Source organism: Nocardia sp. NPDC087230 (genome assembly GCF_044744725.1).
Lineage (GTDB): Bacteria > Actinomycetota > Actinomycetes > Mycobacteriales > Mycobacteriaceae > Nocardia > Nocardia canadensis.
The window spans coordinates 757815-784029 of sequence record NZ_JBIUYV010000002.1; the positions used below are offsets into that span (position 1 = coordinate 757815).

Below are 26215 nucleotides of genomic sequence, written 5' to 3' on the forward strand. Positions count from 1 at the left end.
CGGGTGAGCGTCGCCGCCGACTTTTACCGCCCTGTGGACAAGTCCGGCCTGTGGACGAATTACGCGCCGGCGGGCGTGCGCGGCTCGCGCCGCACCCAGGCGCCGGGGTCGGCGATCAGCTCGCCGATGAAACCCGGCAGCCGGTCGGTGGCGATATCGGCGATGGAGACGTTCTCCAGCACGGCCCTGATGTTGACCCGCAGCGCGATCCATACCTGCTGCAACGGTTCGGCGGCGCCGGGATAGCGCACGTCCTCGGGGCGCTGCCCGCGCACCGAGGCCAGCGGCGATTCGACGGCGCGGATCACGTCGGCCACCGAGATCTCCGGGGCGGGCCTGCCGAGGCGGTAGCCGCCGTCGGGACCGCGCCTGCTCAGCACGAGGTCGGCGCGGCGCAGCTCGGCCAGCACGGTCTCGAGTACCTTCGGCGGGATCTGCGCGGCGGCGGCGATCGCCTCGGCCTTGACGACGCCGTCGGCCGCGGCGAGCTCCAGCAGCGTTCGCACCGCGTAATCGACCCTGGCGGTGATATGCACGAGTCGAACTTACGCGGTCGGCCGGGCGGGAGCGGCGAGCCGCCCGATCATGCCGACCGTCCGCAGGCGGTCAGCACGCAGGTCGCCGCGTCGAGCAGGGTCTTCTCCACCATCTCATCGGTCGCGCCGGGCGCCAGCTCCGATGACAGCAGCGCGACCCCGAGCACCTCGATGGCCGCGGCCGCGCGCAGCATGGCTTCCTGATCCGGGTCGGGACCGGCCAGCCAGGTGCGCAGTTCCCTGGTCGGCTCCATCAGATCGGGGTAGCGATCGGCGATGGCGTTGACGATCGCCGCGGTGTCGCGCACGCACAGCGCGCCCGCCGCGCGGTGCCGGATCATCCCGCGCAGGTACGTCCGCAGCACCGCGCGGATGCCCTCGTCGTCGTAGGGGACCGCGTCGATGTCGGTGACGATGTCGCGCATGTGATCGATGATCGGATCGATGATCGCGAGGAGCAGATCCAGCTTCGACGCGTAGTGGTAGTAGAGCGAAGCCTTTGTGATCCCCACCATATCGGCGACCTCGCGCAGGCTCGTCTGCTCGAAACCCTTGGCGCCGAAAAGCTGTACCGCGGCGTCGCGGATAGCCTGCTTAGTGCCTCCACCTGCGGAAACGGCGTCGACGGTGTCTCGGGGAGCCATGTATTCAATCCTCCCATCACTGCGTGTGACTTACGCGGCGCCCCCGAAATTGAGGTTGCCTCTCCACTTACTGAATCGGTAGTCTACCTACCGCACGGTAGGCAGAAAACGACGATGTGGAGGCGGGTCGTCAGGGGAGACCCGCAAGTGCTGTCTACGAGCCTGATCCCACCCGAGTTCTTCGCGCTAGGAGCACCCTCGTGTCCGTATACCTGTACAGATGGGGAAAGTTCGCTTTCCGCCGCAAATGGATCGTGCTACCGGTCTGGTTGTTGCTGTTCCTGCTGCTCGGCGGCGTCGGCGCCACCCTGAGCAAGCCGATGACCAACGACTTCAGCATGCCGTCGCTGCCGTCGGCCCGTGCGAACGAGATCCTCGACAAGCACTTCCCGGGCATGTCCGAGCAGTTCAAGTTCGACGCCGTGTCCGGCACCTACGTGATCGGCGCCCCGGAGGGCCAGAAGCTCACCGATCCGGCCAACCGCGCCGCCGTCGACGCGCTCATCACCAAGCTCGGTGAGCTGCCGATCGTCGATCACTCGAAGCCGCTGATGAGCCCCATCGAGATGACCGACAAGATGGGCTGTCTCGCCAACCCCGACCCGTCGAAGTGCTCGGGCGCACCGCTCAACGTGCTGAGCTCGACCGCGCCGGACAGCGTCGCGGTGCTGAACGTGCCGTTCAGTATCGAGGGCGTCACCGATGTCACCGACGTCGAGCGCGACGCCGCCTACGAGGTCGCCGCCGAAGCGCGCAACGCCGGCCTGACCGTCGAGCTCAGCGGCTCGATCGCGATGGAGCAGGAGCAGCCGAGCGGCAAGTCCGAGCTGATCGGCATGGGCGTGGCCCTGATCGTGATGGTGGTCGCCTTCGGCGCCATCGTCGCCGCCGTCGTCCCGATCGTCACCGCCATCGTCGGCCTCGGCGCCGCGACCTCGCTGATCATGCTCGGCACCTCGGTGATCGAGGTCCCCAGCTTCACCACCTTCCTCGCCTCGATGATCGGTATCGCGCTGTCGATCGACTACGCGCTGTTCATCGTGTCCAGGTACAAACACGAACTGGCCGTGCGTGACTCGGCCGAGGAAGCCGCGGGTACCGCGCTCGGCACCGCCGGTTCGGCCGTCGTGTTCGCCGGTCTGACCGTCATCATCGCGCTCGGCGCGCTCAGCATCGTCGGCGTGCAGTTCCTGACCTTCATGGGTCTGGGCGGCGCCATCGCGGCCGGCTTCGCGGTGCTCACCGCGATCACCCTGATGCCCGCGCTGATGGGCGCCTTCGGCAAGTACCTGTTCAAGCCGAAGCTGCCGCTGGTCGCCCAGCACGATCCCGAGGACGAGAGCTCGGTCACCAACGGCCAGCGTTTCGCCCGCCTGATCGGCAAGGCCCCGTGGGTCGCGCTGATCCTGTCGGTCGTCGTGCTCGGCGCGCTCGCCGCACCCGCCGCGGGCCTGAACCTTGGTCTGCCCGGCGAGGACTCGGCCCCGAAGACCTCCACCGTCCGCAAGGCCTACGAGCTGCGCACCGAGGGCTTCGGCGAGGGCAGCAACGGCGTGCTGATGGTCGTCACCGACCTGAGCGCGGTGCCGGAAAGCCAGCGTGAGGCCGCGGTCGGCGCGCTGCGCGACAAGCTCGCCTCCTACGACGGCATGGACTACGTGACCGAGCCGCAGTGGAGCGAGAACAAGCAGGGCGCCATGCTCAACGGCGTGCCGAAGTCGGGCCCGAACAACCAGGCCACCAAGGATCTGGTCGCCGAGGCGCGCGGCGCCGAAGCCGACCTCGAGGCGCAGTTCGGCATGGAGTACGGCATCACCGGCACCACCGCCATCTACGCCGATGTCGACCACGTCCTGCTCAGCAAGATCGTGCCGTACCTGGCGATCGTGGCCGGTGCCGCGTTCATCCTGCTGATCCTGGTGTTCCGCTCGATCCTGGTCCCGCTCACCGCGGCCCTGGGCTTCCTGCTCTCGATGGCGGCCACCTTCGGCGCCACCGTGCTGATCTTCCAGCAGGGCAAGCTCGGCCTGATCGAGGACCCGCAGCCGCTGGTCAGCTTCCTGCCGATCATGTTGATCGGCTTGGTATTCGGCCTGGCCATGGACTACCAGGTGTTCCTGGTGACCCGCATGCGCGAGGAATTCGTGCACGGCAAGTCGCCCAAGGACGCGATGGTCTCCGGCTACCACCACGGCGCCCGCGTCGTGACCTCGGCGGCGATCATCATGATCTCGGTGTTCGGCTCGTTCATCCTGGAGACCGACGTCACCGCGAAGTCCTTCGGCTTCGCGCTGGCCGCCGGTGTGGCGATCGACGCCTTCATCGTCCGCATGGTCGTGGTGCCCGCGCTGCTGGTCATCATGGGCAAGTGGTCGTGGTGGATCCCGAAGTGGCTCGACCGCATCCTGCCCGATATCGACGTCGAGGGTTCCAAGCTCGAACAGCTGCGTAACCAGGGCGCCGAGACGGTGAAGCAGCCGCTTCCGGTCTCCTGACCCACTCGAACCGGACGACCCCGCGATCCCTCAGGATCGCGGGGTCGTCCTGCTTTTTCGCCCGTCGCGCCTGGCAGGTTGCTTGATATCGCGGTGGCCTGGCACCAGACTCGGACTGGTTAGACCCGGCTCTACCTCCCGCTCCGCACCGATCACCGCGAGGAGAAAAACCGTGTCCGTCTATCTGTACCGGTGGGGCAAGCTGGCCTTTCGCCGCAAATGGATCGTGCTATCCGTCTGGTTGATCTGTTTCCTGGTGCTCGGCGCCCTCGGCGCGCAGCTCCAGAAACCGATGACCGACGACTTCAGCATGCCCAACCTGCCGTCGGAACGGGCGACCGAGATCCTCGACAAACACTTCCCCGGCATGTCGGAGGCCTTCGCCTTCGACGCCGTGACCGGCACCTACGTCGTCGGCGCGCCGGCCGGGCAGAAGCTCACCGACCCGGCGAACAAGCAGGCGCTCGACGCGATGATCGCCCGGCTCGATCAGCTCGACATCGTCGATCACAGCAAGCCGATCCCGAATCCGATCGCGATGACCGAGGAGATGGGCTGTCTCGGGGCCGAGCGCGACCCGTCGACGTGCAGCGGCGCACCGCTGAACGTGCTGAACAAGACCGACCCCGACACCGTCGCGTACTTCAGCGTGCCGTTCACGATCAAGGAATTCGCCGATATCACGGCCGAGGACCGCGACGCCGCCTACGCCGTCGGTGACGCCGCCCGCGCGGCCGGGCTGACGGTCGAGATCAGCGGCACCATCGCGATGGAACAGGAGATGCCCAGCGGCAAGTCCGAGATGATCGGCATGCTGGTGGCGCTGGTGGTCATGGTCGTCGCGTTCGGCGCGATCGTCGCCGCGTTCGTGCCGATCATCACCGCGATCGTCGGCCTCGGCGCGGCCACCTCGCTGATCTTCCTGTCCACCTCGGTGCTCTCGATCCCCAGCTTCACCACGTTCCTGGCCTCGATGATCGGCATCGCGCTCTCGATCGACTACGCGCTGTTCATCGTGTCGAGGTACAAGCACGAACTGGCGGTGCAGGATTCGGCCGAGGAGGCGGCGGGCACGGCGCTGGGCACGGCCGGATCGGCGGTGGTGTTCGCCGGGCTGACGGTCATCATCGCGCTGGTCGGGCTGAGCATCGTCGGCGTGCGGTTCCTGACCTTCATGGGTCTGGGCGGCGCGATCGCGGCCGCGTTCGCGGTGCTCACCGCGATCACGCTGATGCCGGCGCTGCTCGGCGCGTTCGGCAAGTTCCTGTTCACACCGAAGCTGCCGCTGATCGCCCAGCACGATCCCGAGGACGACAGCGTCGTCACCAACGGCACCCGGGTGGCCAAGGTCATCGCCAGATGGCCCGCCGTGACGATGGGGCTGGCCATCGTGGTGCTCGGCTTGCTGGCCGCGCCGGCGATCAACCTGAACCTCGGCCTGCCCGGCGAGGACAGCCTGCCCAAGTCGACCACCGTCCGCAAGGCCTACGACCTGCGCACCGAGGGCTTCGGCGAGGGCAGCAACGGCATCCTGCAGATCGCTGTCGACCTCAGCGACACCCCCGTCGACCAGCGCGAAGCCGCGCTGCTCGCGTTGCGCGAGAAGCTACAGTCCTATCCGGACATGGAGCTGGTCACCGAGCCGCAGCTCAGCCAGGACGGCGCGGGCGCGCTGATCAACGGCATCCCCAACGCCGGGCCCAACGCGCAGTCGACCAAGGACCTGGTGCAGTCGGCGCGCGATGCCGAACCCGCGCTGAACGAGCAGTACAAGATGTCCTACGGCATCACCGGCAGCACCGCGATCTACGCCGATATCGACCACGTCCTGCTCAGCAAGATCGTCCCGTACATGGCGATCGTGGCGGGCGCGGCGTTCGTCCTGCTGATCCTGGTGTTCCGCTCGATCCTGGTCCCGCTGACGGCCGCGCTCGGTTTCCTGCTGTCCATGGCAGCCACCTTCGGCGCGACCGTGCTGATCTTCCAGGAGGGCGAGCTCGGTCTCATCGAGGACCCGCATCCGCTGGTCAGCTTCCTGCCGATCATGTTGATCGGCTTGGTATTCGGCCTGGCCATGGACTACCAGGTGTTCCTGGTGACCCGCATGCGCGAGGAGTACGTGCACGGCGCCGATCCCACCGAGGCCGTGGTCAAGGGCTATCACCACGGCGCGCGCGTGGTGACCTCGGCGGCGATCATCATGATCTCGGTGTTCGGCTCGTTCCTGCTGGAGTCCGACGTCACCGCCAAGTCCATGGGCTTCGCGCTCGCCGCCGGTGTCGCCCTCGACGCCTTCGTCGTCCGCATGGTGCTCATCCCCGCGCTGCTGGTGCTGCTCGGCAAATGGGCATGGTGGATGCCGAAGTGGCTGGACAAGATCGTCCCCGACATCGACGTCGAGGGCGCTCGCCTGCGGGAACTACAAGAGCAGGAAAAGACCCCCGTCCCCGCCCGCACCTGACCACCCGGGGTTTCCGGCCGCCTCGAATCCGAGGGGCGAGACGTACCGCCGAAGGCGCAGTATCGCCCCTCGGATTCGAGGCACCAAGGGCCGGAAACCCCGCGGCGCCAGCCGCCTATATCACTGGCTCGGTTGGGGTACCTCGCACTGGCTGACCCGCGGGTTCAGGCCGACATAGTTGGCCGGACCCGCGGCGGCGGTCACCGCGATCGTCGCCCAGTCGGAGCACTCCTTGGGCAGGTGGGCGAAGTAGTGTCGCTGGCCCGCGGCGAGCAGCCCGACGGCTACCCAGCCCAGCACGACCAGAACCATGAGCTTCCCCCCGAGCCCGATCCCGGACTTCGCGGGTGGCGGCTGTCGCCCGCGCATAAGACATCGTTCCTTCCCGGATTTCGGTACTACCAGTCTATTACGTACAGCCCCGGCGGGCGGGGCCGTACCGCGTGAACAGCCGACGAAAAAGAGCCCCTCACCTGGCATATCAGGTGAGGGGCTCTGTGGCGGTGGCGGAGGGATTTGAACCCTCGGACGGGGGTTACCCGTCACACGCTTTCGAGGCGTGCTCCTTAGGCCGCTCGGACACGCCACCGCCGACTACGATACCGGAGGGGGTGCCGGATCGTTAAATCGGCTGGTCAGCGCTGAGTTCGAAAGAAATCGTCCAGGAGGGCGACGCACTCCGCTTCGAGGATCCCGCCCCGCACCTCGGGACGATGGTTGAGCCTGCGGTCGCGCACGACGTCCCAGAGCGAGCCGACGGCGCCGGTCTTGGGCTCCCAGGCGCCGAACACGACCTTGCCCACCCGAGCCAACACCAGCGCGCCCGCGCACATCGTGCACGGCTCCAGGGTGACCGCCAGCGTCGCGCCCGCCAACCGCCAGCCGTCGCCGTGCACGGCGGCCGCGGCCCGCAACGCGAGCACCTCGGCGTGCGCGGTCGGATCGCCGAGGGCCTCCCTGGCGTTGCTCGCGCGCGCGAGCTCGCGCCCCTCGGCGTCGAAGACGACGGCGCCGACCGGCACATCACGCGGGTCGGCGTCGGCGGCGGCCGCGATCGCGGCGCGCACCATGTCCTCGTCGGTCACCGAGGCAGTTTGTCCAGGACCGCCGCGAATTCGGTGGCGAAACCGAGCCGCTGGGCGATCATGCCGAGCTGCTCGTCGGGGTAGAGGTCGGTCTCGGCCAGGATCACGCTGAGCACCGGCTCGGGCAGGCCGAGGTCGGCCAGCACGCCCAGGTCGCCCTCTTCCCACGGCTCGACGTCGTCGAGGTCGTCGGGGTCGATGTCGGGGATTTCCACATTGAGTGCGTCGAGGACGTCGGCGGCGATGTCGTAGTCGATCGCCGCAGTCGCGTCCGAGACGAGCAGGCGGGTGCCGCTCGGCGCCGGACGCAACACGATGAAGAACTCGTCATCGACGTCGAGCAGCCCGAATACCGCCCCCGAGCTGCGCAATGCCTTCAGCTCCGTCTCCGCGACCGACAGGTCGAGGAGCGCATCGTGGCTGAGCGGACTGCACCGCCACGTGCCTTCTTCGCGGACCACCGCCACTGCGAACCCTTCGACGTCGAAGTCGTCGTCCGACGTCGCCCTGTTCGTGCCCGAGCGCTGTGCTGCCATGGACCAAACGGTAGTCTGTCCCGCCCGTAATGATGAACTCGTGTGCCAATCTGTTCCGATGACCCTCGACCAGCGTGCCGCTGTCTGCGTCCTCGGAACCGGTTTGATCGGCGGCTCACTGCTGCGCGCCGCGGTCGCGGCGGGGTACCCGGCGTACGGCTACAACCGCTCGGACTCGGGTGCCGACGCGGCGCGTCGCGATGGTTTCGACGTGTCGACCGACCTGTCCGCGGTGCTGCGCCGAGCCGCCGGCGAGGATGCGCTGCTGGTGGTCGCGGTGCCGATGCCCGCGGTCGAACAGCTGCTGGCCGAGATCGCCGAGATCGCCCCCAACTGCCCGGTGACCGACGTGGTGAGCATCAAGCGCCCGGTCGTCGACGCGGTCCGCAAGCACGGGCTGGCGGCGAATTTCGTCGGCGGGCACCCCATGACCGGCACCTCCGAATCCGGCTGGGCGGCAACCGATCCCGAACTGTTCCGCGACGCGGTGTGGGCGGTCGGCGTGGACGAGGGCACGCGGGCCGAGCCGTGGGAACGGGTCGTGCGGCTGGCGCTGGACTGCGGGTCGGTGGTGGTTCCGGTGGTCGCCGACGAACACGATCAGGCTGTCGCGCGCATCTCGCACCTGCCGCACGTGCTGGCCGAGGCGCTGGCCGCGGCGGGCGCCGAGGGCGGGGCGCTCGCGCTCGGCCTGGCCGCCGGTTCGTTCCGCGACGGCACCCGCGTCGCCGGTACCGCGCCCGGTCTCGTGCGCGCCATCTGCGAACCGAACGCCACCGCGCTCGGCCAGGTGCTCGACGAGACCATCGCCGCGCTGGTCACCGCCAGGGACGCGCTGCGCGCGGACGGCAGCCTCGGCGAGGTTGTCGAGGCGGGTTACCGCGGCCGTACCGCGTACGAGCAGCGCACGCGCTGGGAGATCACCGGGATCGTCCCGGGTGCGGCCGACTGGCTCACCGAGCTACACCGAGCCGGACAGCGTGGCGGGGTGCTGCGCGCACTGTGAACCCGAGCGCGCGGTCGCCCGTGCCGGGCGGTGGAAGCCGGTCCCACACCGGCCGATTCGGCGTCACGCCCGTTCGGCGAGTCCGGGGTAGTCCAGGACGAATCCTTCCGGATCGACCGTCAGCGTCGCGCTGGAGACCGGGGACAGCACGTTGATGCCGTCGGCGGCGCTCGAGTAGGTGAGCTCGGCCTCCTGCACCAGCAGATCGGGCAGCCGCACGTAGACCACCGGGACCTGCACGTCGCCGACCGCGTTCTGCAGCCCGAACCGGCGGATCGGCAGCGTGTTGAAGAACGGGCTCAACACCACGTCGACATCCAGCGCGCCGGCGAAGGTGGAGCGCACATGGCTGCCGCCCGCGTCGACGAGCCAGTAGTCCTCCTCGTCCCGGGAGATGGAGGCGTGCCGTTCGCCCGCGGCGGTGGTGGTACGCAGCGACAGCCGTCGCGTCGCGCCCGCCTCGTCGGTGACCAGGTCATAGGACGCGCTGAAGGCCGGGTGCTCGCCGCAGGCGCTGCCGATCATCCGGCCCGCCGCCCGGATCCGGTTGCCGTTGAGCGTCACGCGCACCGATTCCATCCGCGTGTTGTCGTGGGCCCGCCAAGTGAGCACCGCGGGCCACCGGGAGGCCGGTCTGTTCTCGGTGGGGCCTGCGGCCGGGCCCGGGGCTGGGGTCGTCACCTCTCTACGGTAAGCGACACCAGCCCCGCTGCTGTACAACACGGTGGCATCAGACCAGCGAATCCCGCCAGGCGGCGTGCAGTCCGGCGAAGCGGCCCCGCCCGGCGATGAGCTCGGCGGGAGAGCCGTCCTCCACGATCCGGCCCGCGTCGAGCACCAGCACCCGGTCGGCAATGGCGACCGTGGACAGCCGGTGCGCGATGATCACCGCCGTACGCTCGCGCAACAGCGTCTCCAGCGCGTGCTGGACCAGCCGCTCGCCGGGGATGTCGAGGCTCGAGGTCGCCTCGTCCAGCACGATCACCGCGGGGTCGGCCAGGAACACCCGCGCGAACGCGACCAGCTGACGCTGCCCGGCCGAGAGCCTGCCGCCCCTGGTGCGCACATCGGTCGCGTACCCCTCGGGCAGGGATCGCACGAACGCGTCCAGGCCGACCGCCCGCGCGGCCGCCGTGACCTCGGCATCGGTCGCGCCCGGCCTGCCGAGGCGGATGTTGTCGGCGATGGTTCCGGAGAACAGGTACGCCTCCTGGGTGACCATGACGACGTGCCTGCGCAGTTCGGCGTCGGCCAGCTTGCGCAGATCGACGCCCTCCAGGGTGATCGCGCCGCCGCTCGGGTCGTAGAACCGGGTGAGCAGCTTGGCCAGCGTCGACTTGCCCGCGCCGGTGGCACCGACCAGCGCCACCACCTGCCCGGCCGGGATGGCCAGGTCGAATTCCGGCAGCACCGGCGACTCGGCCGTGTACCCGAACCAGACCCGGTCCATCCGTACCGCACCGGTCGCCCGGTCCAGCGCGACCGGATCCGCGGGTTCGGCGACCGCGGGCTCCTCCTCGAGCACGCCCGAGATCTTCTCCAGCGCCGCCGCGGCGGACTGGTAGGAGTTGAACACCTGGGCGAGTTCGTCGAGCGGACCGTAGAACTGGTCGAGGTAGAGCAGGTACGCGGCGAGCACGCCGATCGCGAGATTGCCCTCCATCACCTGCCAGGCGCCGACCAGCAGCACGATCACCGTGGTCACCTTGCCGATGAAATTCGACAGGCCGACGTAGTCGCCCATCCCGCGGATCGCGGTGGTGGTCGCCCGCTGGTACTCGTCGTCCTCGCTGCCCAGAACCTCCTGGTTGCGGTCTTCCCGGCGGAACGCCTGCACCGCGCGCATGCCGCTCATCGACTCGACGAACTGCACGACGACGCGGGCGATCGCGCCGCGCGTGCGCCGGTAACCGGCCCGCTGACGCCGCTGCGCCCACCGGGTCACCAGCACCAGCGGCACGAATCCGAGCAGCACGATCGAGGCCAGCATCGGATCCAGCCAGACCAGCAGCACCGCGATGGTGACCACCGAAAGGACCGCACTGAACGCCTGATTCAGCGCGCCTTCCAGCAGTTCCTGCAGGGTCTCGATATCGCTGGTGAGCCGGGTGACGACCTTGCCCGAGGTGTACTTCTCGTGGAACGACACGCTCAGCCGCTGGGTGTGCCGGAACGCGCGCACCCGCAGATCGAACAGCACCCGCTGACTCAGCGAACCGGAGGCCCGCAGGAAGAAGTACGTGGTCAACCCCGCCAGCACGGTGACCGACACGAACCCGGCCACCGTGGCGAGCATCGGCGTCCAATTGCCCTGTCTGCCCTGGCTGATGCCGTGATCGAGGCCGTAGGCGATGAACAGCGGCATCGACACCTTGGCCGCGTTGTCGAGCAGGATCAGCACGAAGGTGAGCACCGCCTGCTTGCGGTAGGGGCGCACCAGATCGAGCAGCAGGCGCCGGGATCGCCCGGCCAGCACCAGGTTTCCGGTGCCGGTGACGGCGTCGTCCTCCTTGGCGATGCCGCGCCAGTCCGCCGCCAGGTCGGTCTGCTCGGTCGGCGTCTGGATATCGGTGTCGGTGGTCATGATTCACCTCCCATCAGTTCGCGGTAGCGGCTGTTGGTGCGCAGCAGCTTCTCGTGGCTGCCCTCGGCGACGATCCGGCCGTCGGCCAGCAGGGCGACCCGATCGGCCAGCGCCGCCGTCGACGGGCGGTGCGCGACCAGCAGCGTGGTAGCGCCGGCGAGCACCGTGCGCAGCCGATCCTGCACGCGCTCTTCGGTTTCCACGTCCAGCGCCGAGAGCGGATCGTCGAGCACCATGATCCGGCCGTGCTCGGCCGACGCCTCGCCGATGAGCACGGCCCTGGCCAGAGCGAGCCGCTGGCGCTGGCCGCCGGACAGGCTCATGCCCTGCTCACCGATCCTGGTGTCCAGGCCCCACGGCAGCGCGTCGACGAACTCGCTCGCCTGGGCGATGTCGAGCGCCTGACGTACATCGGCGTCGGTGGCGCGCGGGTCGCCCAGTGCTACGTTCTCGCGCACGCTGGCCGAGAACAGCACCGGCTCCTCGAAGGCCACCGTCACCACTCGGCGCAGGTCGGCCAGGCGCAGGGTCGCGATGTCGACGCCGTCGATGGTGATGCTGCCGCCGTCGACGTCGTAGAGCCGGGGAATCAGTTCCAGCAGCGCGGTCTTGCCGCTGCCCGTCGCGCCGACGAGCGCGACCGTCTCCCCCGGCCGGACCCGCAGCGAGATGTCTTCCAGCACGGCCTTGTCCGAGCGGTCCTCCCCGGTCGGATAGGCGAAGCGCACATGGTCGATGACCAGCTCACCGCGCAGACCGGTGGGCAGGCTCGCCGGCTGCGCCGGGTCGGTGATGTCGAGCGGGGTGTCGATGATCTCCCAGAACCGGTCGGCGGCGGTGCGCGCCTCGAACAGTTCCGAGAGCAGAAAGCCCAGCCAGATGATCGGCCACTGCAGGAAGGTCGCCAGCGTGACGCTCGCGACCAGCGTGCCGATCGTCATCGTGCCGTGCACCACCGAGTACCCGCCGACGCCGAGCGACACCGCGATCGCGACCGTCGGGAACGTCACCAGCGCGGCCCACAGGGTCGCGTCCAGGCGCACCTTCTCCAGCTCGGTCTTCTGCAGCTCGCGCGAGAGCGCGGTGAAGCGCGCGCCGAAGAACCGGCCGCGGCCGAGGGCCTTGAGCACGCGCACGCCCTGCGCGGATTCCTGGGCGATGGTCGCCAGGTCACCGGACTGGTCCTGCGAGCGGCGCGAGGCCACCTCGAACCGGCGCACGAAGCGCACGCAGAACAGGGTCAGCGGCAGCGAGATCACCGTGAAGATCAGTCCCACTTGCCAGTTCATCGCGAACAGCGCGATCAGGCCGATCGGCAGCACGATGCTGTTGACGATCAGGAACGGTCCGGCGAACGCGACGAACCGCCGCAGCACCGAGAGATCGTCGATGGCGCGCGACAGCAGCTGACCCGATTGCCAGCCGTCGTGGCGTCCGATCGACAGCGCCTGGAGCTGGGCGAAAAGCTTTGCCCGCATCCGGATCTCGAACAGGGTGGACGGCTTGGACACCAGCCAGCGCCGCCCCCACATGCCGAAGGATTCGAGCCCGCCGAGAACGAAGATCAGTGCGACCGGCAGCAGCAGCCCGACGAAGTCCCGCCGCGCGATCGGCCCGTCGATGACCCTGGCGATCACCAGCGGGATGACGATGGCGGTACTGGCGGTGACGATCGCGAGCACATTGGCCCCGATCAGCGGCACCCGGTAGGGCCGCAGGTACGGCAGAAATCGGCGCAGCGACCGCGATCTACCGCTCGGCCGCGGCGACGGCCGCCCCGATCTGTCGGCCTCCGCATCGGTGGCCGCCAGCTCCACAGTGACAGACAAGACTCTCCCCCTTGGTGTCCGGTTGGATGGTTGGTTTCCGGAACGGACGCCTGGTGATGTTCGCACCGGGGTCCGACAAGTCGGCCTCTCCAGAGTGGCACCGCAGCACCGTCGCGAGCCACTGATTTTTCCGCTGGAGCTCGGGGTTCGGCCGCCCGATACAATGCGCCGCAGGCGCGAGTGACGGGTCGTTGGACGGCGAGCCCGCCAGACACAGGAGGGTCGTTGACGCGGATGGTCGGGCTGTTCGCCGGGATCGGCGGGCTCGAACTCGGCCTCGGCAGCAACGGCTGGTCGACCGAGTTGCTCTGTGAGATCGATCCCGGCGCGCAGGGCGTGCTCGCGGCTCGCTTCCCCGACACTCCCCTGCACGGCGACATCACCCGGCTGCGCTCCCTGCCCGCCCGAACCGAACTGGTCGCCGCGGGCTTCCCGTGTCAGGACCTGTCCCAGGCCGGTCGCACCGCGGGCATCACCGGTCGCCGATCCGGGCTGGTCGACGAGGTGTTCCGGCTGGTCCGGCGGCAACGCGGACCGCGCTGGCTGCTGATCGAGAACGTCCCGTTCATGCTGCAACTCGGCCGGGGCGCGGCGATGCGGCACATCACCGGCGCACTGGAGGAACTCGGCTACACGTGGGCCTATCGCGTCGTCGACGGCCGTGCCTTCGGGCTGCCGCAGCGGCGCCAGCGGGTGCTGATGCTGGCTTCGCGCACCGAGGACCCGCGCGAGGTGCTGTTCGGCGACGACGCGGGCCCGCGCGAGTACGGCGACCCCGAGCGCGATCCGTGCGGCTTCTACTGGACCGAAGGCGTGCGCGGCCTCGGCTGGGCGGTGAACGCCGTGCCGACGCTCAAGGGCGGGTCGGGTCTGGGGATCGCGAGTCCGCCCGCGGTGCGGCTGCCCGCAGGCGAGATCGTCACGCCGGGCATCGTCGACGGCGAGCGGTTGCAGGGTTTCGACGCCGACTGGACCGCGCCCGCGCTCGACGTGCCCGGGGTGCGGCAGGGGCATCGCTGGAAGCTGGTGGGCAACGCGGTCAGCGTGCGGATGGCCAACTGGGTCGGTGAGCGGTTGGCCGCGCCGTCGGAGCCGTTGACCGTGGGGGAACCGCTGCGGCCGGGCTCACCGTGGCCGACCGCGGCGTGGGGCCGCGCCGGCGTCGTGCACCGGGTTCCGCTGTCGACGTGGCCGGTGCACGAACCGTACGAGGATCTGAAGAATTTCCTCGCCGAACCCCGGCTGTTGTCGCCACGCGCCACGGCCGGTTTCCTGCGCCGTACCGAGATGGGCAATCTGCGCTTCCCGCCGGGTTTCCTCGACGATGTGCGCGATCACCTCGACCGCATGGGCGGCTGGGCGGCATGACCGGGCGGCACGCGCGACGTGGGGACGTGCCCGCCGCGCCGCCGCCTGCGGCGAAACCGGTCACCGACGCGGCGACCAGCGCCCGCATGTCTCGCCAGCGACGTGCGAATACCGCACCGGAACTGGCCCTCCGTCGTGAACTGCACCGCGCGGGCCTGCGCTATTTCGTCGACCGCGCGCCCATCAAAGGCCAGCGCCGGCGCGCCGATGTGGTGTTCCCGCGCCTGCGAGTCGCCGTCTACGTGGACGGCTGCTTCTGGCATCGATGTCCGGTGCACGCGACCGATCCGAAGAACAACGCCCAGTGGTGGGCCGACAAATTGGCGGGCAATGTGGCGCGTGACCGGGCCACCGACGCCGCGCTGCGGGCAGCGGGCTGGCAGGTCGTGCGGGTGTGGGAACACGAGGATCCGCATCTCGCCGCCCAGCAGATCTTTGCCCTGATACGCGAGCGATCACCTCGCTCGCAGCGGTAGACGACCGGGTCAGCGGCGGCGCGGGTCGCTGTGCACGCGCACCCGGACCAGCGATCGCGGCGCGTTGGCGGCGGCGAAACCGGAGACAGCCATCGCCAGGACCATGGCAAAACCTGCCAGCGCTATCACGTAGCTCATCGAAATCCTCCTGGTTGGTTACGCCACCCACCCTGCCCGGTGAACCTGACAACAACCTGTGCGCGCTGTGATGAAACCACGTGCGCGGCGGGCGACGCGCCCGATCGGGTGGATGAACCGGACGCTCCGCCGGGGGCAGCACAATGGTCGATGTGCCCGAATCCACCCGGATACCCCGCGGCTACCCACTGCTGATCGCCCTCGCGATCGCGGTCGCCGGCCTCTGCTATTCGTCCTGGGTGCTGGAGTTCGTCCTGCCGATCGAGGCCGATTCGGTCAACTCCTTCCTCAGCGAACTCGACGCGGAGGGCAAGCCCTACCGGGAGGTGTTCGCCACCGCGGACAAGCTGGTCGGCCTGCTGCTGATCCCGGCCGCGATCGGCGGCCTGCTGGTCTTTCGCCGACGCACGCTCACCACCGTCGGGTGGGTGGCCCTGCTGTGCTTCGGCGCGTCGACCATCGCCGACGCCATGCTCCCGCTGCGCGATTGCGACCCGTCGGTCAGCACGTGCGGCGGCAACAGCGAACTGTTCCCACAGCTGCATCAGCCGCACGCGCTGACCAGTTCCCTGGCGGTCACCTCGATCGCGGTGGCGGCGTTCGCCTTCAGCGCCGCCGCCTACCGCTATCACCGCTGGCGGATCCTGCGCGAGTTCGGTGTGGTCGTGCTCGTCGTGGGGTCGGCGGCGACCGTCTGGATGTTGATCGCCGACAACCTGTCCGGCTCCTACGCTCTCGGCATCGCCCAGCGCATCCAGGTCGGGTCGATGTCGCTGTGGCTGCTGGCGCTGGCCGCCGCCGTGCTCGTGGAGGGGCGCGAGTGGACTAGTTGACCGAGATCCGCACCGTGTAGCCACCCACCTCGGCGGGCAGCTTGGTGGTGTCGACCGCGAGCACCTCGCCGGTGTCCTGCAGCCCGTTGGGCAACGTCTTGGGCTTCAGTCCGAACGGCGGCTGCTCGCCCTGGCTCGCGGCCAACCCGAAATCGCTGTCGTTGGCGATGTAGATCGTCTTGCCGCCGTCGGTGGTGGCGATGCCCTCGATCTTGTCGTGGCCGAAGAACCGGCCCCGCTCGTCGAGTCCGGCGACCAGCGCCGACAGGTCCAGGTTGCGCTGCTTGGCGACCGGGGTGATGCCCGCCTTGGTCAGCGCGGCCACCGCGTCCGTGGTCGGCACGACGCCGACGAGCGTCTCCAACGGCTTGCCGTCGACCAGCAGGCCGCCCTTGGCCGCGTCGTAGGTCGCGCCGGGCACGCTCGACTGCGGGCCGACATCGGTGGCACCGGCGATATCGATGGTCCAGATCTTCTTGTTCGACTGGGGCGCGAGGTTGCCGTCACGCTCGTCGACGAGGAAGGTGGTCGCGCTCAGCGCGGTGATCTCCGAGACCGCGACCTTGTTCTGCTTCGGGTTCTCCAGCGGGTACAGGAATTCCTTCTGCGCCTTGGTCTTCAGGTCGACGGTGACGATCCGCGCGAACGGCACCTCCTTGGCCGAACCGCTCAGACCCGGGGTGTTGAGCGCGCTCTGCACGACGCCGACGAGGGTGCTGCCGTCGGGCGTGATGGTCAGGCCCTCCATGCCCTGGTTGGGCGTGCGCAAGGCGATCTCCTCGGGCAGCCCGCTCCCCGGCGCGAGCCGCTCGATCTCGGTGCCCTTGGCATCGAAATGCACCAGGAACGGACCGTACTCGTCGGACACCCAGAAGGTGCCGTCGGCGAGTGCGACCAGGCCCTCGGGGTCGAGGCCGTGATCGGTGGGAGGCAGGACGGTGCCCTGGAGATCCTTGATGGTCTCGCCGGTTGTGGCCGAGGTGTCGACCTGACCGTTGAACGGCGCGCCCGACTTGCTGCGCAGCTCGATGCTCGACTGGAGCACCGCCCGGTTGTCGACCAGCTTGAACCGGCCGATCTTGGGCACGAATGCCGGGGTGGGCGAGAGCTTTTCGTTCTTGGCCGGGCCGTCCACATTGGGACCGCGGTCGGTCAGGCCGTAGAACTCGTCGGCGCTGCCCGGCACCGGAGTCCACGCCGAACCGAATCCGCTGCCCTGCACCGTGGTGCCGCCGAACTCGCCGAGCACCGGGATGTCGGTGGTGTACAGCCGCACCGCGTCGCTGGTGGTGACCTTGAACTGGTCGAGTCCGCGGTAGCCGGCGACCGGGGTGTAGACGTAGGACCCGTCGGTGCGGCGGGTCAGGCTGCCGTGCTCGGGCTCCAGGTCGACGCCGAGGACCGCGCTCTTGCCCGACTTGGCGACCAACTCGTCGAGCGAGATGACCAGCGTCTGGTCCCGGTCCACGGTGAAGTCGGCGTCGGCGCCGGGCGTCGAGCAGCCCGCGGCGACGGCGGCGGCGCACAGCGCGGCGGTGAGCGGGAAGAGGCGGAAAACTGGACGTGCGTTCATCTGCCATGCGTACCGCGTCGAGCCGACCGGCAGCCGACCGACAAATGAATTGTGATCCACCCTGCGGTGGATCATTCTGGCTGCCATGACCACAACTCGGGTGAACATCGCTTCCGCCTCCGATTTCGAAGATGTCGTGGGGTACTCGCGGGCCGTGCGTGTCGGTGACCATGTGGTGGTGAGCGGAACGACCGCCGCCGTCCCCGGTGGTGGCGCCGTCGGCGGCGACGACATCGGCGCGCAGACCACCGAGGTCCTCGCCCGTATCGCCACCGCGCTGGAACAGGCGGGCGCGAGTTTGCGGGATGTGGTGCGCACCCGCATCTTCGTCACCGACATCTCCCGCTGGTCCGAAGTCGCCGCCGCGCACTCGGCCGTCTTCGACACCATCCGCCCCGCCGCCTCGATGTACCAGGTGACCGGCTTGATCGCTCCCGAGCTCCTGGTAGAGATCGAGGCCGACGCGATCGTTGCCGGCTGAATCGTCACACGCGCCGCTGCTCCGCCGTCGCCGTCGAGCCCGAAAACTCCCCAGTTGTCCACAGGTTCACGGTTATCCACAGGGGGCGCCGACACCGCGGTGAACGGCGGTGCGCACGGACCAGGGCAACTACGCTCGACCGGGTGACCAGCGAAACGGCTACTCCCACCGACCTGCTCACCCAGGTCGCCGCCTCCACCGCCCGCTTCGACGCGGCGATCGGCGCGCTCACCGATGCCCAGCTGAGCGAACCGTCCCGGCTCCCGGGCTGGACGCGCGGGCACGTCGTCGCGCACATGGCGCGCAATGCCGACAGCCTGCTGAACCTGCTGCTGTGGGCACGCACCGGCATCGAGATCCCCCAGTACGCCAGCGCCGCGCTCCGCGACGCCGACATCGAGGCGGGCGCACCGCGCCATCTGGCCGTCCAGCACGCCGACTTCACCGCCTCGGCGCATCGCTGGCAAGCGGTGGCCACCACGATGCCCCCCGCGGACTGGCAGGCGGTCGTGCGCAACCGGCAGGGCGGCTCGCTCACCGCCGCCCAGATTCCGTGGATGCGCCTGCGCGAGACCGAGATCCATCACGTCGACCTCGGCGTCGACTACACCCCCGCCGACTGGCCCGCGTCCTTCGTGGCCCGCCTGCTCCCGGAAGCCATCGCCGACGTCTCCGCCAACCTGCGCCCGGAGGCAACCCCCACCTTCGACATCCAGGCCACCGACACCGACTTCATCGCCACCGTCGGCCCCGGCCGCCCGCACCACACCGTCCTCGGCCCATCCTCGGCCCTGCTCGCCTGGCTCCTCGGCCGCTCCCCCGGCCACGACCTCACCGGCCCGCTGCCCCCGCTGCCCGCGTGGAAGTAGGCGCCTCCGGTCGAGCATGAGAAAAGGCCCCCAGCGAATACTGAGAGCCTTTTCTTGGTGCGCCCGAAGGGATTCGAACCCCTAACCTCTTGATCCGTAGTCAAGTGCTCTATCCGTTGAGCTACGGGCGCATGGTCTTCAGTTGTACCCGGCGAACCGGGTGTGGCGGAGGCGAGAGGATTTGAACCTCCGGTCCCCGTGAAGGGACAACTCATTAGCAGTGAGTCCCATTCGGCCGCTCTGGCACGCCTCCTGGAGCCTTCTCTTTCGAGGGCACCGGTCCTTGTCGAACCGCCGGGAATGAAGATTACACGAGCAGTTCATGTAGTCCAAAACGCCTGGTCAACTACCGTAAGTTGCTGTCGAACCAGTCGTAGATCCGGGTCTGGGAATCGATCCGAATGGCGTTGGCCGCGTCGTCGTCCGGATCGGGGCGGTCGGCGCGGTGACTGAGGCCGGGATAGGTGATGGTGAGACTGGCCACATTCGCTCGGGCGGCCTCGTCGCGGAGCCGCTCGACGGCGTCGGGCGGGGTGGCCGGATCGTCGGCGCCGAACAGGCCGAGCCACGGCGCCTGCAACGCGGCGGCGATGTCGACCAGGGCGGTGTCCTGATCCGGGAGCGGCTCGGTGATGCCGGGGGCACCCACGCTCACCGCGGCGCCGATCGGACGGTTGGTGGCGACGAGGAAGGCGGCGGTGCCCGCGGTGTCGAAGCCGAGCACGCCGATGGTGTCGGGGAAGACGCCGCGGCGAGTGAGCCAGTCGAAGCCGGCGTCGAAGTCGTCGAAGAGCTCGTCGCCGAAGACCTCGGTGACCTGGTCGTCGGCGATCCGGTCGAAAAGGTGCGGCGCGACGACGATCCAGCCATCGAAGGCCAGCGACCGCATCAGGTCCAGCAGCTGGGGCGAGAACTCCCGGGATTCGTGCAGGACCACGATGCCGCCGCGGGCGACTCGCTCGGGCTCGACCACGGTGATGGGCACAGCCGTCCGCGTGGCGACGGCTGCCGTTTCGGCGCCACCCGCCACGGCGGTGAGCTCCACCGACCTGAGTGGGGCGACATCGTCGTAGGTCCCCGACATAAACCCAGCGTAGGCGGCGAAACAGCGGTTGGGTAGAGCTGATCGGCGGCGGCGCGCACCGGTATGACGCGTCACCGTAGGGTGGAGGCGTGACAGCGCACATCCGGCCCGACCTCGCCACCATCCCGGCCTACGTTCCCGGCCGTAACCACCCCGATGCGGTGAAGCTCGCGTCGAACGAGACGACCTTCGGGCCGTTGCCGAGCGCGGCGAAGGCGATCGCGGAATCGGCCGAGCAGGCCAACCGGTACCCGGACAACCAGGTCACCGAGCTGCGAGCCGCCCTGGCGGACTTCCTCGGCGTCACGGTCGCGAATGTGGCGGTCGGCTGCGGCAGCGTCGCGCTGTGCCAGGAGCTCGTGCAGATCACCTGTGACGCGCCGACCGACGAGGTGGTCTTCGCCTGGCGCTCGTTCGAGGCGTACCCGATCGTCACCCAGGTGGGCAACGCCACCGCGGTGCCGGTGCCGCTGGCCGAGGGCCACCTGCACGACCTGGACGCGATGGCCGACGCGGTCACCGAACGCACCAAGCTGATCTTCGTCTGCAACCCGAACAACCCCACCGGCACCGCGCACGGACGCGCCGAGCTGGAGCGGTTCCTGGACCGGGTGCCCGCGCACGTGCTCGTCGTGCTGGACGAGGCCTACTACGAGTACCTCCGGCTGACCCCCGAGACCCGTCCCGACGGCGTCGAGATCGGCCGCACCCGACCGAATGTCGTGGTGCTGCGCACCTTCTCGAAGGCCTACGGCCTGGCGGGCCTGCGGGTCGGCTACGCCGTCGGTGATCCCGAGGTGATCACCGCCCTGCTGAAGGTGCACATCCCGTTCAGCGTGAACCGGGTGGCGCAGGCGGCCGCGATCGCCTCGCTGGAAGCCCGTGGCGAGTTGCTCGACCGGACCGACGTGCTGGTCGCCCAGCGCCACCAGGTGCGCGACGCGCTGCTGGCGGCCGGCTACCAGGTGCCGTCGAGCGAGGCCAACTTCGTGTGGCTGCCACTGGGCGAGCGCACCACCGCCTTCGCCGAGGCCAGCGCGGCCGCCGGCGTGCTGGTGCGGCCGTTCGCCGGGGACGGCGTGCGGGTCACGATCGGCGACCCGCACGAGAACGAGCAATTCCTCGCGTTCGCCACCGCACCGGAGACCGCCGCCCGATTCCGTTAGGTCAGCACACCGTCAGCATGCCTTGACGCCAGTCGTGGTGGGATTACCGCGATTTCGAGCACACCGCCAGCACACCGGTCGTAGGCTGGCTCGCAGCGAATCTCGGTGTTCGAACAGGACGACTATGCATGCGGCGACGCTCGACCGATTACCTGGTCGGCGCGCGCCACCGGTCGAGCAGCGTGTTCTCGGCGGGCGAATACCCCGCATCCCGGGTACGCCCGCACGGCCCTGCACCCTGCTGCCCGACCGGAGATGTACCGTGAACCAACGTTCTCGCCCTGCTGTCTGCGAAAAAGGCTCCACCCCAGTCACTTCGGCCGGTGACACCGTCGTCGCCGCACCGCCTGCCACCGACCTCGAGCGTCGGCTACGCGAATGCGACGAGTTCTTCCGCAATCCCGAACTGGGTCATCTACCCACCCAGCGCCGGCTCGGCGCGCTCGCCGAACTGCGCGAAACCGGCACCTATCGGCAGACCGCCGAGGAGATCCTGATCGGCGCCAAACTGGCGTGGCGCAATCACGCGCGCTGTGTCGGGCGCAAGCATTGGCGGTCGCTCAAACTACTGGACGCGCGCCGAGTTACTTCCGCGCGAGAGCTTTCCGAGGCTTGCTGGCAGCATCTGCGACTGGCCACCAACGGCGGTGCGATCCAGTCGATGATCACAGTCGGCCCGCAGCTCGAGCCCGGCGGTGGGGAGTACCGCATCGTGAGCTCGCAGCTGATCCGTTACGCGGGCTATCCCAACGGCGACGGCACCGTCACCGGCGATCCGGCCAACATCGCCGCCACCGAGCAGGCGATGGCGCTGGGCTGGCGCGGCGCGCGCACCCCGTTCGACGTGCTGCCCGTGCTCATCAGCACGCCCGACGAGGACCTGCAGTACTTCGATGTGCCGCGCGAGCTGGTCCGCGAGGTCGATCTGGTCCACCCCGACTACCCGTGGTTCGCCACCCTCGGGCTGAAATGGCATGCGCTACCGGCGGTGTCGAACATGGACCTCGAGGTAGGCGGCATCACCTACCCGTTCGCCCCGTTCAACGGCTGGTACGTCGGCACCGAGATCGGCGCGCGCAACCTCAGCGACACCGATCGCTACAACATGTTGCCGCTGATCGCCGACATGATGGAGCTCGACACCTCCTCGGTGCGCACGCTGTGGCGCGACAAGGCGCTGATCGAGCTGAATCACGCGGTACTGCACAGCTTCCGGACCTCGGGCGTGCACATGGTCGACCACCACACCGTCGCCAAACAGTTCTGTGATCACGTCCAGCGCGAGGAGGCGGCGGGCCGACGCTGCCCCACCGACTGGAGCTGGATCAACCCGCCGATCTCCTCGGGCCTGACCCCCACCTTCCATCGCTATTACGACGAACCCGACATGGACATCCGTCCCAACTTCGTCAAGCGGGAGCGGCCGGGCGAACGCTAGCGACGCTTGTGCGCCGATCGCCGATGCCGCCTCGACCGGGGGTTGTTTGCCGAAGATCGACTCGGGTATTTGCTTCGAAGTAGCTGATCTGGCTACGCCGGATGCTGCGAAAGAGCGATCACGACAACCCAGCGGAGCCGCCCGCCGACCCGATGCGGCCGGAATCGGGCGACCTCCGCGTCAGGTAGGAGGATCATCATGAGCAGAGCGACATTGGATTCGTTGATCGGCGCCACCGCGTACGACGAGCGGGGCGAGAAGATCGGCAAGATCAAGCAGATCTACCTCGAGAACACCACCGGGGCGCCGACCTGGGCCGCCGTGTCCACCGGTCTGTTCCACGGCGACTCGCTGGTCCCGCTGGCCGGTGCCGAGCACCGGGCAGACGAGGACACCCTGCGCCTGCACGTCGACAAGGAAGCGGTGAGATCCGCGCCGCACCTCGACGACGACGGGCGGATCAGCGCCGAGTCCGAGCAGGAACTGTTCCGGCACTACCACGTCGACCCGCGGGCGGCGGCCTGGGATACCTACGGCCGCCAGCAGATTCGTGCGGGCGACGAGGAGCCGCTGACCCACGGCAACCCCGGGATCGGCGGTGAGTCGATGATCCGCTCGGAGGAACAGCTCCGGGTGGATACCGAGCGCGAGACCGTCGGCACCGCCCGGCTGCGCAAGTACGTGGTCACCGAGGAACAGAACGTGCGCGTCCCGACGAGTCACGAGGAAGTCCGCGTCGAGCGCGAACCGATCACCGATCGGGGCGAGCGCGGGGTCGAGATCGGTGACGACGAGCGTGAGGTGACCCTGCACGCCGACCGGGTGCGGGTGGAGACCGAAGCCGTCCCGGTGGAACGGGTCCGGCTGGCGGTCGACGAGGTCGAGGACGAGCAGACCGTGTCCGGCACCGTTCGCAAGGAACGCGTGGACACCGAGGGCTTCGACGACGATCCGCCGCGCACCGCGCGCTGACCTGGGTGCCAACCAGCTCGCGGCCGCCCGCTCCGGTGGGCGGCCGCGAGTCGTTCACCGGCCTGTTCCGCACCGACTCGGCCACGACTTCGTCGCCCGCCCCGCTGGTCCGTGTGGAAGACGAGCTCAACAGCAGAGGGTGGCTCCTCAGGCGGTGAAGAAGAGGCAGGCGCCGTAGGCGTCCGTGGCGGAGACGACGAAGCCGTCGGCGGTCGGGGTGGTCGGGGTGCCCGCGTCGTCGACGAGGTCGCGGGCCGCGACGACGTCGTCGACGCGGATGGTCAGGGCGGCCGGGTAGGAGGCGGCGGGCGCCGGTTCGCCGGGCAGGAGTTCGTCCGCGTCGCTCGCCCGGACGAATTCGAGCCGCGCGGGCCCGACGGCGAACATGGTCAGCGGGCCCTCCTGGTCGGGCACGCGGTCCAGGACGCGCCGGTAGCGGTCGACGACGGTGGCGAAGGCGGCGTCGTCGACGACATACAGCGCCGAGCCGAGGCCGCGGGCGCCGTTCGGGTGCCGCAGATAGCGCGGTTGGTGGACGTAGTCGCGGGTCAGGTGCTGGGCGACGCCGAGGTAGGTCTCGGGGGTCGCGCGCGGGTCGACGTGGACGGCGCGGGCCCGCAGGGTGCGTGGGCCGTCCACGGTGTCGACCGGGCGTTCGAGGTCGAGGACCCCGGACGTGCGTAACCCGGCCTCGGTCAGGCGACGGTCGGCCTTCTCGGCGTCCGAGGTCTCCAGGTTGAGCAGGCGCAGCCCCTCGTACTCGTCGGCCATCGCCTTGGTGTGCCACGGGTCGGGCGCGGTTTCGTCGACGATGCCGAGCAGCTCGAGATAGGAGTCCTCGAAGACCGCGCACAGGTTCGCGGTGCAGCCGGCGACCGGCGGCTCCCCCGGCCCGGCGGCGAGCAGGTGGCGCGAGCGCGGAGTGAGGGTGAACCCGAGCGAACGGTAGCGGCGCTCGAGGCCGTCGAGATCGCGGGTGAGGATGCCGACGTGGTGGATGCCGTCGATGTCTGCTGTCATGCGTCGATCGTGGGTCCGGCCGGGGGCGATGTCGCCGATCCGCGCCCGCTGCGCCGGAATCCGACACGACCTACGCTGATCTGGTGGATTCGGTCAGGCTCGACGCGGTCGATCTGGGGCTGCTGCACGCCTTGCAGGTCGACGGCCGGGCTTCGTTCCGCCGGATCGGCGAGGTGCTCGATGTCGCCGACCGGACGGTGGCGCGGCGGTTCGCGCGGCTGCGCGCCCACGGGCTGGCGCGGGTCACCGGCATCGCCGCCACCGGCCTGGTCGGCCACGCCGAGTGGCTGGTCCGGATCCGGGTGCGGCCCGGCGGCGCGGACGCGCTGGCGCGAGCACTCGCCCGCAGGCCGGACACCTCGTGGGTGAGCGTGCTCGCCGGCGGTGCCGAGATCAGCAGCTTCTTCCATGTCGGCGCCGACGCCACGGTGCCGCTGGACGCGCTGGCCAGGCATCCGCAAGTCGAGTCGGTCCAGGTGCAGCGGCTGCTGCGGCATCTGACCGATCGGCGCTGGCAGGGCCGGACGTCGGCGCTGACATCCGAGCAGGTCAGCGCACTGGCACCGGCGCTGGCCGAGCGGCCGGACACGATCACGATGACCGAACTCGATCGGCGCCTGCTGCCCGCCCTCGCCGTCGACGGCCGCGCCGACTACGCGCGGCTGGCGCGCGCGGTCGACTGGTCGGAGTCCGCGGTCCGGCGCCGGGTGGACGAGCTGCGCAGGCAGCGCGTGCTGCGCTTCGATGTGGAGATCGATGCGGCGGTGCTCGGTTTCCCGGTGCAGACGGCACTGTGGCTGACGGTCGCGCCCGCCCGGCTCGTGGCCGTCGCGCGGGCCCTGTCGGCGCATCCGGAGGCCGCGTTCGTGGGCGGGACCACCGGGACCGCGAACCTGATCGCGATCGTGGTGTGCCGCGACGCCGACACCCTGTTCGACTACCTCACCGAGCGGCTCGGCGCGCTCGACGGGATCGAACGCGTCGAGCCGGTGCCGATCACGGCCATCGCCAAACGGGCCGCTCCGGTCGGCTGATCTCGGGGCGTTCCGCAGGCCGGTCCGCGGGCGTAATGTGCTGGATTACGGGCCGAATCGCCCTGGTCCGGCTCGTTGGGCGACGAGCGAGGGAGACCGAGATGAGCACCGCATCCAGTTCGGGATTCGATGCCGAAGCACTGCGCCGTGGCATCGAAGGCCGCGACGCGACCACATTGCTGGCACTGTACGGCGACGACGCCGAGATCCGGATGGTCGACCACAACGACCAGCCCAGCCATCCCCGTGTGCTGCACGGACGTTCGGCGATCAGCGAGATGTTCGCCGACGTGTGCTCGCGGGAGATGACCCACAAACTGGAAAGCGTTCTGATGGACGGCGACCACGTCGCCTTCGTCGAATCCTGCCGCTACCCCGACGGAACCCGGGTCCTGGTCCACTCGATGGCCGACATCCGCGACGGCCGCATCGTCGACCAGACGTCCATCCAGGCCTGGGACGAGGCCGGCTGAATTCGGCCCGGGTCGTCGACGACCCGATTCGAGGATCGGCCGTTCGACGATCGCGTGCGCGGCGCCGATCGGATGAGCTGCTCGTCCACGTCGTCGCGGATCGCGGCCGTGGAC

25 protein-coding genes and 3 tRNA genes are annotated in these 26215 nt (G+C 69.4%); 13 read left to right on the top strand and 15 right to left on the bottom strand.

The window, feature by feature from the left end:
- Positions 1-59 precede the first annotated feature (59 nt).
- The gene (locus ACIO52_RS09775; protein ID WP_218721291.1) at positions 60-536 is read right to left on the bottom strand and encodes an Rrf2 family transcriptional regulator; all 477 of its coding nucleotides are present in this window, start codon (positions 534-536) and stop codon (positions 60-62) included.
- Between the two features lie 47 nt (positions 537-583).
- Positions 584-1180 carry a TetR/AcrR family transcriptional regulator gene (locus ACIO52_RS09780; protein WP_218721290.1) on the bottom strand — a complete coding sequence of 199 codons (597 nt, stop codon included), beginning with the start codon at positions 1178-1180 and terminating at the stop codon, positions 584-586.
- Positions 1181-1380: 200 nt separating this feature from the next.
- Between ACIO52_RS09780 and ACIO52_RS09785 the strand changes: the two genes are divergently transcribed.
- Both ACIO52_RS09785 and ACIO52_RS09790 read left to right on the top strand, forming a co-directional pair.
- Positions 1381-3675 carry an MMPL family transporter gene (locus ACIO52_RS09785; protein ID WP_218721289.1) on the top strand — a complete coding sequence of 765 codons (2295 nt, stop codon included), beginning with the start codon at positions 1381-1383 and terminating at the stop codon, positions 3673-3675.
- Positions 3676-3847: 172 nt separating this feature from the next.
- The gene (locus ACIO52_RS09790; protein WP_402642976.1) at positions 3848-6136 is read left to right on the top strand and encodes an MMPL family transporter; all 2289 of its coding nucleotides are present in this window, start codon (positions 3848-3850) and stop codon (positions 6134-6136) included.
- 120 nt (positions 6137-6256) lie between these two features.
- Here ACIO52_RS09790 and ACIO52_RS09795 read toward each other — a convergent pair whose 3' ends face one another.
- From ACIO52_RS09795 to ACIO52_RS09810, 4 genes are all read right to left on the bottom strand, one after another.
- Positions 6257-6448 carry a hypothetical protein gene (locus ACIO52_RS09795; RefSeq protein ID WP_218721347.1) on the bottom strand — a complete coding sequence of 64 codons (192 nt, stop codon included), beginning with the start codon at positions 6446-6448 and terminating at the stop codon, positions 6257-6259.
- Positions 6449-6634: 186 nt separating this feature from the next.
- Positions 6635-6725, bottom strand: a tRNA-Ser gene (locus tag ACIO52_RS09800).
- A 46-nt stretch (positions 6726-6771) separates the two neighbouring features.
- Complete coding sequence (locus ACIO52_RS09805) at positions 6772-7206, bottom strand: nucleoside deaminase (protein ID WP_218721346.1); 435 nt, start codon at positions 7204-7206, stop codon at positions 6772-6774.
- Positions 7207-7217: 11 nt separating this feature from the next.
- Positions 7218-7757, bottom strand: coding sequence for a tRNA adenosine deaminase-associated protein (locus tag ACIO52_RS09810; RefSeq protein ID WP_218721287.1), 540 nt, complete (start codon positions 7755-7757; stop codon positions 7218-7220).
- 58 nt (positions 7758-7815) lie between these two features.
- Between ACIO52_RS09810 and ACIO52_RS09815 the strand changes: the two genes are divergently transcribed.
- Positions 7816-8763: a prephenate dehydrogenase gene (locus tag ACIO52_RS09815; RefSeq protein WP_402642980.1), complete on the top strand. Its 948-nt coding sequence runs from the start codon at positions 7816-7818 to the stop codon at positions 8761-8763.
- A gap of 63 nt (positions 8764-8826) precedes the next feature.
- Here ACIO52_RS09815 and ACIO52_RS09820 read toward each other — a convergent pair whose 3' ends face one another.
- The 3 genes from ACIO52_RS09820 to ACIO52_RS09830 are packed head-to-tail and all read right to left on the bottom strand — an operon-like array spanning position 8827 to position 13176.
- The gene (locus ACIO52_RS09820; protein ID WP_218721285.1) at positions 8827-9444 is read right to left on the bottom strand and encodes a putative glycolipid-binding domain-containing protein; all 618 of its coding nucleotides are present in this window, start codon (positions 9442-9444) and stop codon (positions 8827-8829) included.
- A 49-nt stretch (positions 9445-9493) separates the two neighbouring features.
- A complete protein-coding gene (locus ACIO52_RS09825; RefSeq protein ID WP_402642983.1) occupies positions 9494-11347 on the bottom strand; it encodes an ABC transporter ATP-binding protein in 1854 nt (617 codons plus the stop codon).
- Complete coding sequence (locus ACIO52_RS09830) at positions 11344-13176, bottom strand: ABC transporter ATP-binding protein (RefSeq protein ID WP_402642986.1); 1833 nt, start codon at positions 13174-13176, stop codon at positions 11344-11346. Before ACIO52_RS09830 ends, ACIO52_RS09825 begins: the two co-directional genes overlap by 4 nt.
- 234 nt (positions 13177-13410) lie before the next feature.
- Here ACIO52_RS09830 and ACIO52_RS09835 point away from each other — a divergent pair, with 234 nt between their 5' ends.
- Positions 13411-14544, top strand: a complete 1134-nt coding sequence (locus tag ACIO52_RS09835; protein WP_218721344.1) for a DNA cytosine methyltransferase — start codon at positions 13411-13413, stop codon at positions 14542-14544.
- Entirely contained in the window at positions 14541-15020 is a 480-nt protein-coding gene (locus ACIO52_RS09840) for a very short patch repair endonuclease (protein ID WP_218721283.1), read from the top strand. Before ACIO52_RS09835 ends, ACIO52_RS09840 begins: the two co-directional genes overlap by 4 nt.
- Positions 15021-15029: 9 nt before the next feature.
- Here the strand turns inward: ACIO52_RS09840 and ACIO52_RS09845 are convergent, their stop codons facing one another.
- Positions 15030-15158 carry a hypothetical protein gene (locus ACIO52_RS09845; protein ID WP_255588566.1) on the bottom strand — a complete coding sequence of 43 codons (129 nt, stop codon included), beginning with the start codon at positions 15156-15158 and terminating at the stop codon, positions 15030-15032.
- Positions 15159-15301: 143 nt separating this feature from the next.
- Between ACIO52_RS09845 and ACIO52_RS09850 the strand changes: the two genes are divergently transcribed.
- Positions 15302-15991 (top strand): DUF998 domain-containing protein, encoded by a 690-nt coding sequence (locus ACIO52_RS09850; protein WP_218721282.1) that lies wholly within the window; start codon positions 15302-15304, stop codon positions 15989-15991.
- On the opposite strand, the gene ACIO52_RS09855 is transcribed toward ACIO52_RS09850, so the two are convergent.
- The gene (locus ACIO52_RS09855) at positions 15984-17564 is read right to left on the bottom strand and encodes an esterase-like activity of phytase family protein (protein WP_402642991.1); all 1581 of its coding nucleotides are present in this window, start codon (positions 17562-17564) and stop codon (positions 15984-15986) included. The genes ACIO52_RS09850 and ACIO52_RS09855 overlap by 8 nt on opposite strands.
- Positions 17565-17649: 85 nt before the next feature.
- Here ACIO52_RS09855 and ACIO52_RS09860 point away from each other — a divergent pair, with 85 nt between their 5' ends.
- Together ACIO52_RS09860 and ACIO52_RS09865 are read left to right on the top strand one after the other, a co-directional pair.
- Positions 17650-18045, top strand: coding sequence for a RidA family protein (locus tag ACIO52_RS09860; RefSeq protein ID WP_218721280.1), 396 nt, complete (start codon positions 17650-17652; stop codon positions 18043-18045).
- A gap of 143 nt (positions 18046-18188) precedes the next feature.
- Positions 18189-18914, top strand: a complete 726-nt coding sequence (locus ACIO52_RS09865; RefSeq protein WP_402642995.1) for a maleylpyruvate isomerase family mycothiol-dependent enzyme — start codon at positions 18189-18191, stop codon at positions 18912-18914.
- 55 nt (positions 18915-18969) lie between these two features.
- Here ACIO52_RS09865 and ACIO52_RS09870 read toward each other — a convergent pair.
- From ACIO52_RS09870 to ACIO52_RS09880, 3 genes are all read right to left on the bottom strand, one after another.
- Positions 18970-19045, bottom strand: a tRNA-Arg gene (locus ACIO52_RS09870).
- A 32-nt stretch (positions 19046-19077) separates the two neighbouring features.
- Positions 19078-19167, bottom strand: a tRNA-Ser gene (locus ACIO52_RS09875).
- Positions 19168-19260: 93 nt separating this feature from the next.
- A complete protein-coding gene (locus tag ACIO52_RS09880) occupies positions 19261-19998 on the bottom strand; it encodes a dienelactone hydrolase family protein (RefSeq protein ID WP_218721273.1) in 738 nt (245 codons plus the stop codon).
- 89 nt (positions 19999-20087) lie between these two features.
- Here ACIO52_RS09880 and hisC point away from each other — a divergent pair, with 89 nt between their 5' ends.
- The 3 genes from hisC to ACIO52_RS09895 all read left to right on the top strand — a co-directional run bounded on the left by hisC (position 20088) and on the right by ACIO52_RS09895 (position 23574).
- A complete protein-coding gene (hisC, locus tag ACIO52_RS09885; protein WP_342800110.1) occupies positions 20088-21164 on the top strand; it encodes a histidinol-phosphate transaminase in 1077 nt (358 codons plus the stop codon).
- Between the two features lie 262 nt (positions 21165-21426).
- Entirely contained in the window at positions 21427-22602 is a 1176-nt protein-coding gene (locus ACIO52_RS09890) for a nitric oxide synthase oxygenase (RefSeq protein ID WP_218721271.1), read from the top strand.
- Positions 22603-22800: 198 nt separating this feature from the next.
- Positions 22801-23574 carry a PRC and DUF2382 domain-containing protein gene (locus ACIO52_RS09895; protein WP_402643000.1) on the top strand — a complete coding sequence of 258 codons (774 nt, stop codon included), beginning with the start codon at positions 22801-22803 and terminating at the stop codon, positions 23572-23574.
- A 147-nt stretch (positions 23575-23721) separates the two neighbouring features.
- On the opposite strand, the gene ACIO52_RS09900 is transcribed toward ACIO52_RS09895, so the two are convergent.
- A complete protein-coding gene (locus ACIO52_RS09900) occupies positions 23722-24594 on the bottom strand; it encodes a VOC family protein (RefSeq protein ID WP_402643003.1) in 873 nt (290 codons plus the stop codon).
- An 83-nt stretch (positions 24595-24677) separates the two neighbouring features.
- Here ACIO52_RS09900 and ACIO52_RS09905 point away from each other — a divergent pair, with 83 nt between their 5' ends.
- Both ACIO52_RS09905 and ACIO52_RS09910 read left to right on the top strand, forming a co-directional pair.
- On the top strand, positions 24678-25628 hold the full coding sequence (locus ACIO52_RS09905) for an Lrp/AsnC family transcriptional regulator (RefSeq protein WP_218721267.1): 951 nt from the start codon (positions 24678-24680) through the stop codon (positions 25626-25628).
- 101 nt (positions 25629-25729) lie between these two features.
- Positions 25730-26101 carry a nuclear transport factor 2 family protein gene (locus ACIO52_RS09910; protein ID WP_218721266.1) on the top strand — a complete coding sequence of 124 codons (372 nt, stop codon included), beginning with the start codon at positions 25730-25732 and terminating at the stop codon, positions 26099-26101.
- The last annotated feature ends 114 nt before the right edge of the window (positions 26102-26215 follow it).

Excerpts from the sequence above, each read along its gene's own strand:
- ACIO52_RS09860 (WP_218721280.1), top strand. The coding sequence starts at position 17,650 with ATGACCACAACTCGGGTGAACATCGCTTCCGCCTCCGATTTCGAAGAT.
- ACIO52_RS09835 (WP_218721344.1), top strand. The coding sequence starts at position 13,411 with ATGGTCGGGCTGTTCGCCGGGATCGGCGGGCTCGAACTCGGCCTCGGC.
- ACIO52_RS09780 (WP_218721290.1), bottom strand. The coding sequence starts at position 1,180 with ATGGCTCCCCGAGACACCGTCGACGCCGTTTCCGCAGGTGGAGGCACT.
- ACIO52_RS09910 (WP_218721266.1), top strand. The coding sequence starts at position 25,730 with ATGAGCACCGCATCCAGTTCGGGATTCGATGCCGAAGCACTGCGCCGT.
- ACIO52_RS09850 (WP_218721282.1), top strand. The coding sequence starts at position 15,302 with ATGGTCGATGTGCCCGAATCCACCCGGATACCCCGCGGCTACCCACTG.
- ACIO52_RS09795 (WP_218721347.1), bottom strand. The coding sequence starts at position 6,448 with ATGGTTCTGGTCGTGCTGGGCTGGGTAGCCGTCGGGCTGCTCGCCGCG.
- ACIO52_RS09810 (WP_218721287.1), bottom strand. The coding sequence starts at position 7,757 with ATGGCAGCACAGCGCTCGGGCACGAACAGGGCGACGTCGGACGACGAC.
- ACIO52_RS09825 (WP_402642983.1), bottom strand. The coding sequence starts at position 11,347 with ATGACCACCGACACCGATATCCAGACGCCGACCGAGCAGACCGACCTG.
- ACIO52_RS09805 (WP_218721346.1), bottom strand. The coding sequence starts at position 7,206 with ATGGTGCGCGCCGCGATCGCGGCCGCCGCCGACGCCGACCCGCGTGAT.
- ACIO52_RS09845 (WP_255588566.1), bottom strand. The coding sequence starts at position 15,158 with ATGAGCTACGTGATAGCGCTGGCAGGTTTTGCCATGGTCCTGGCGATG.
- ACIO52_RS09815 (WP_402642980.1), top strand. The coding sequence starts at position 7,816 with ATGACCCTCGACCAGCGTGCCGCTGTCTGCGTCCTCGGAACCGGTTTG.
- ACIO52_RS09855 (WP_402642991.1), bottom strand. The coding sequence starts at position 17,564 with ATGAACGCACGTCCAGTTTTCCGCCTCTTCCCGCTCACCGCCGCGCTG.
- ACIO52_RS09895 (WP_402643000.1), top strand. The coding sequence starts at position 22,801 with ATGAGCAGAGCGACATTGGATTCGTTGATCGGCGCCACCGCGTACGAC.
- ACIO52_RS09880 (WP_218721273.1), bottom strand. The coding sequence starts at position 19,998 with ATGTCGGGGACCTACGACGATGTCGCCCCACTCAGGTCGGTGGAGCTC.
- ACIO52_RS09900 (WP_402643003.1), bottom strand. The coding sequence starts at position 24,594 with ATGACAGCAGACATCGACGGCATCCACCACGTCGGCATCCTCACCCGC.
- ACIO52_RS09840 (WP_218721283.1), top strand. The coding sequence starts at position 14,541 with ATGACCGGGCGGCACGCGCGACGTGGGGACGTGCCCGCCGCGCCGCCG.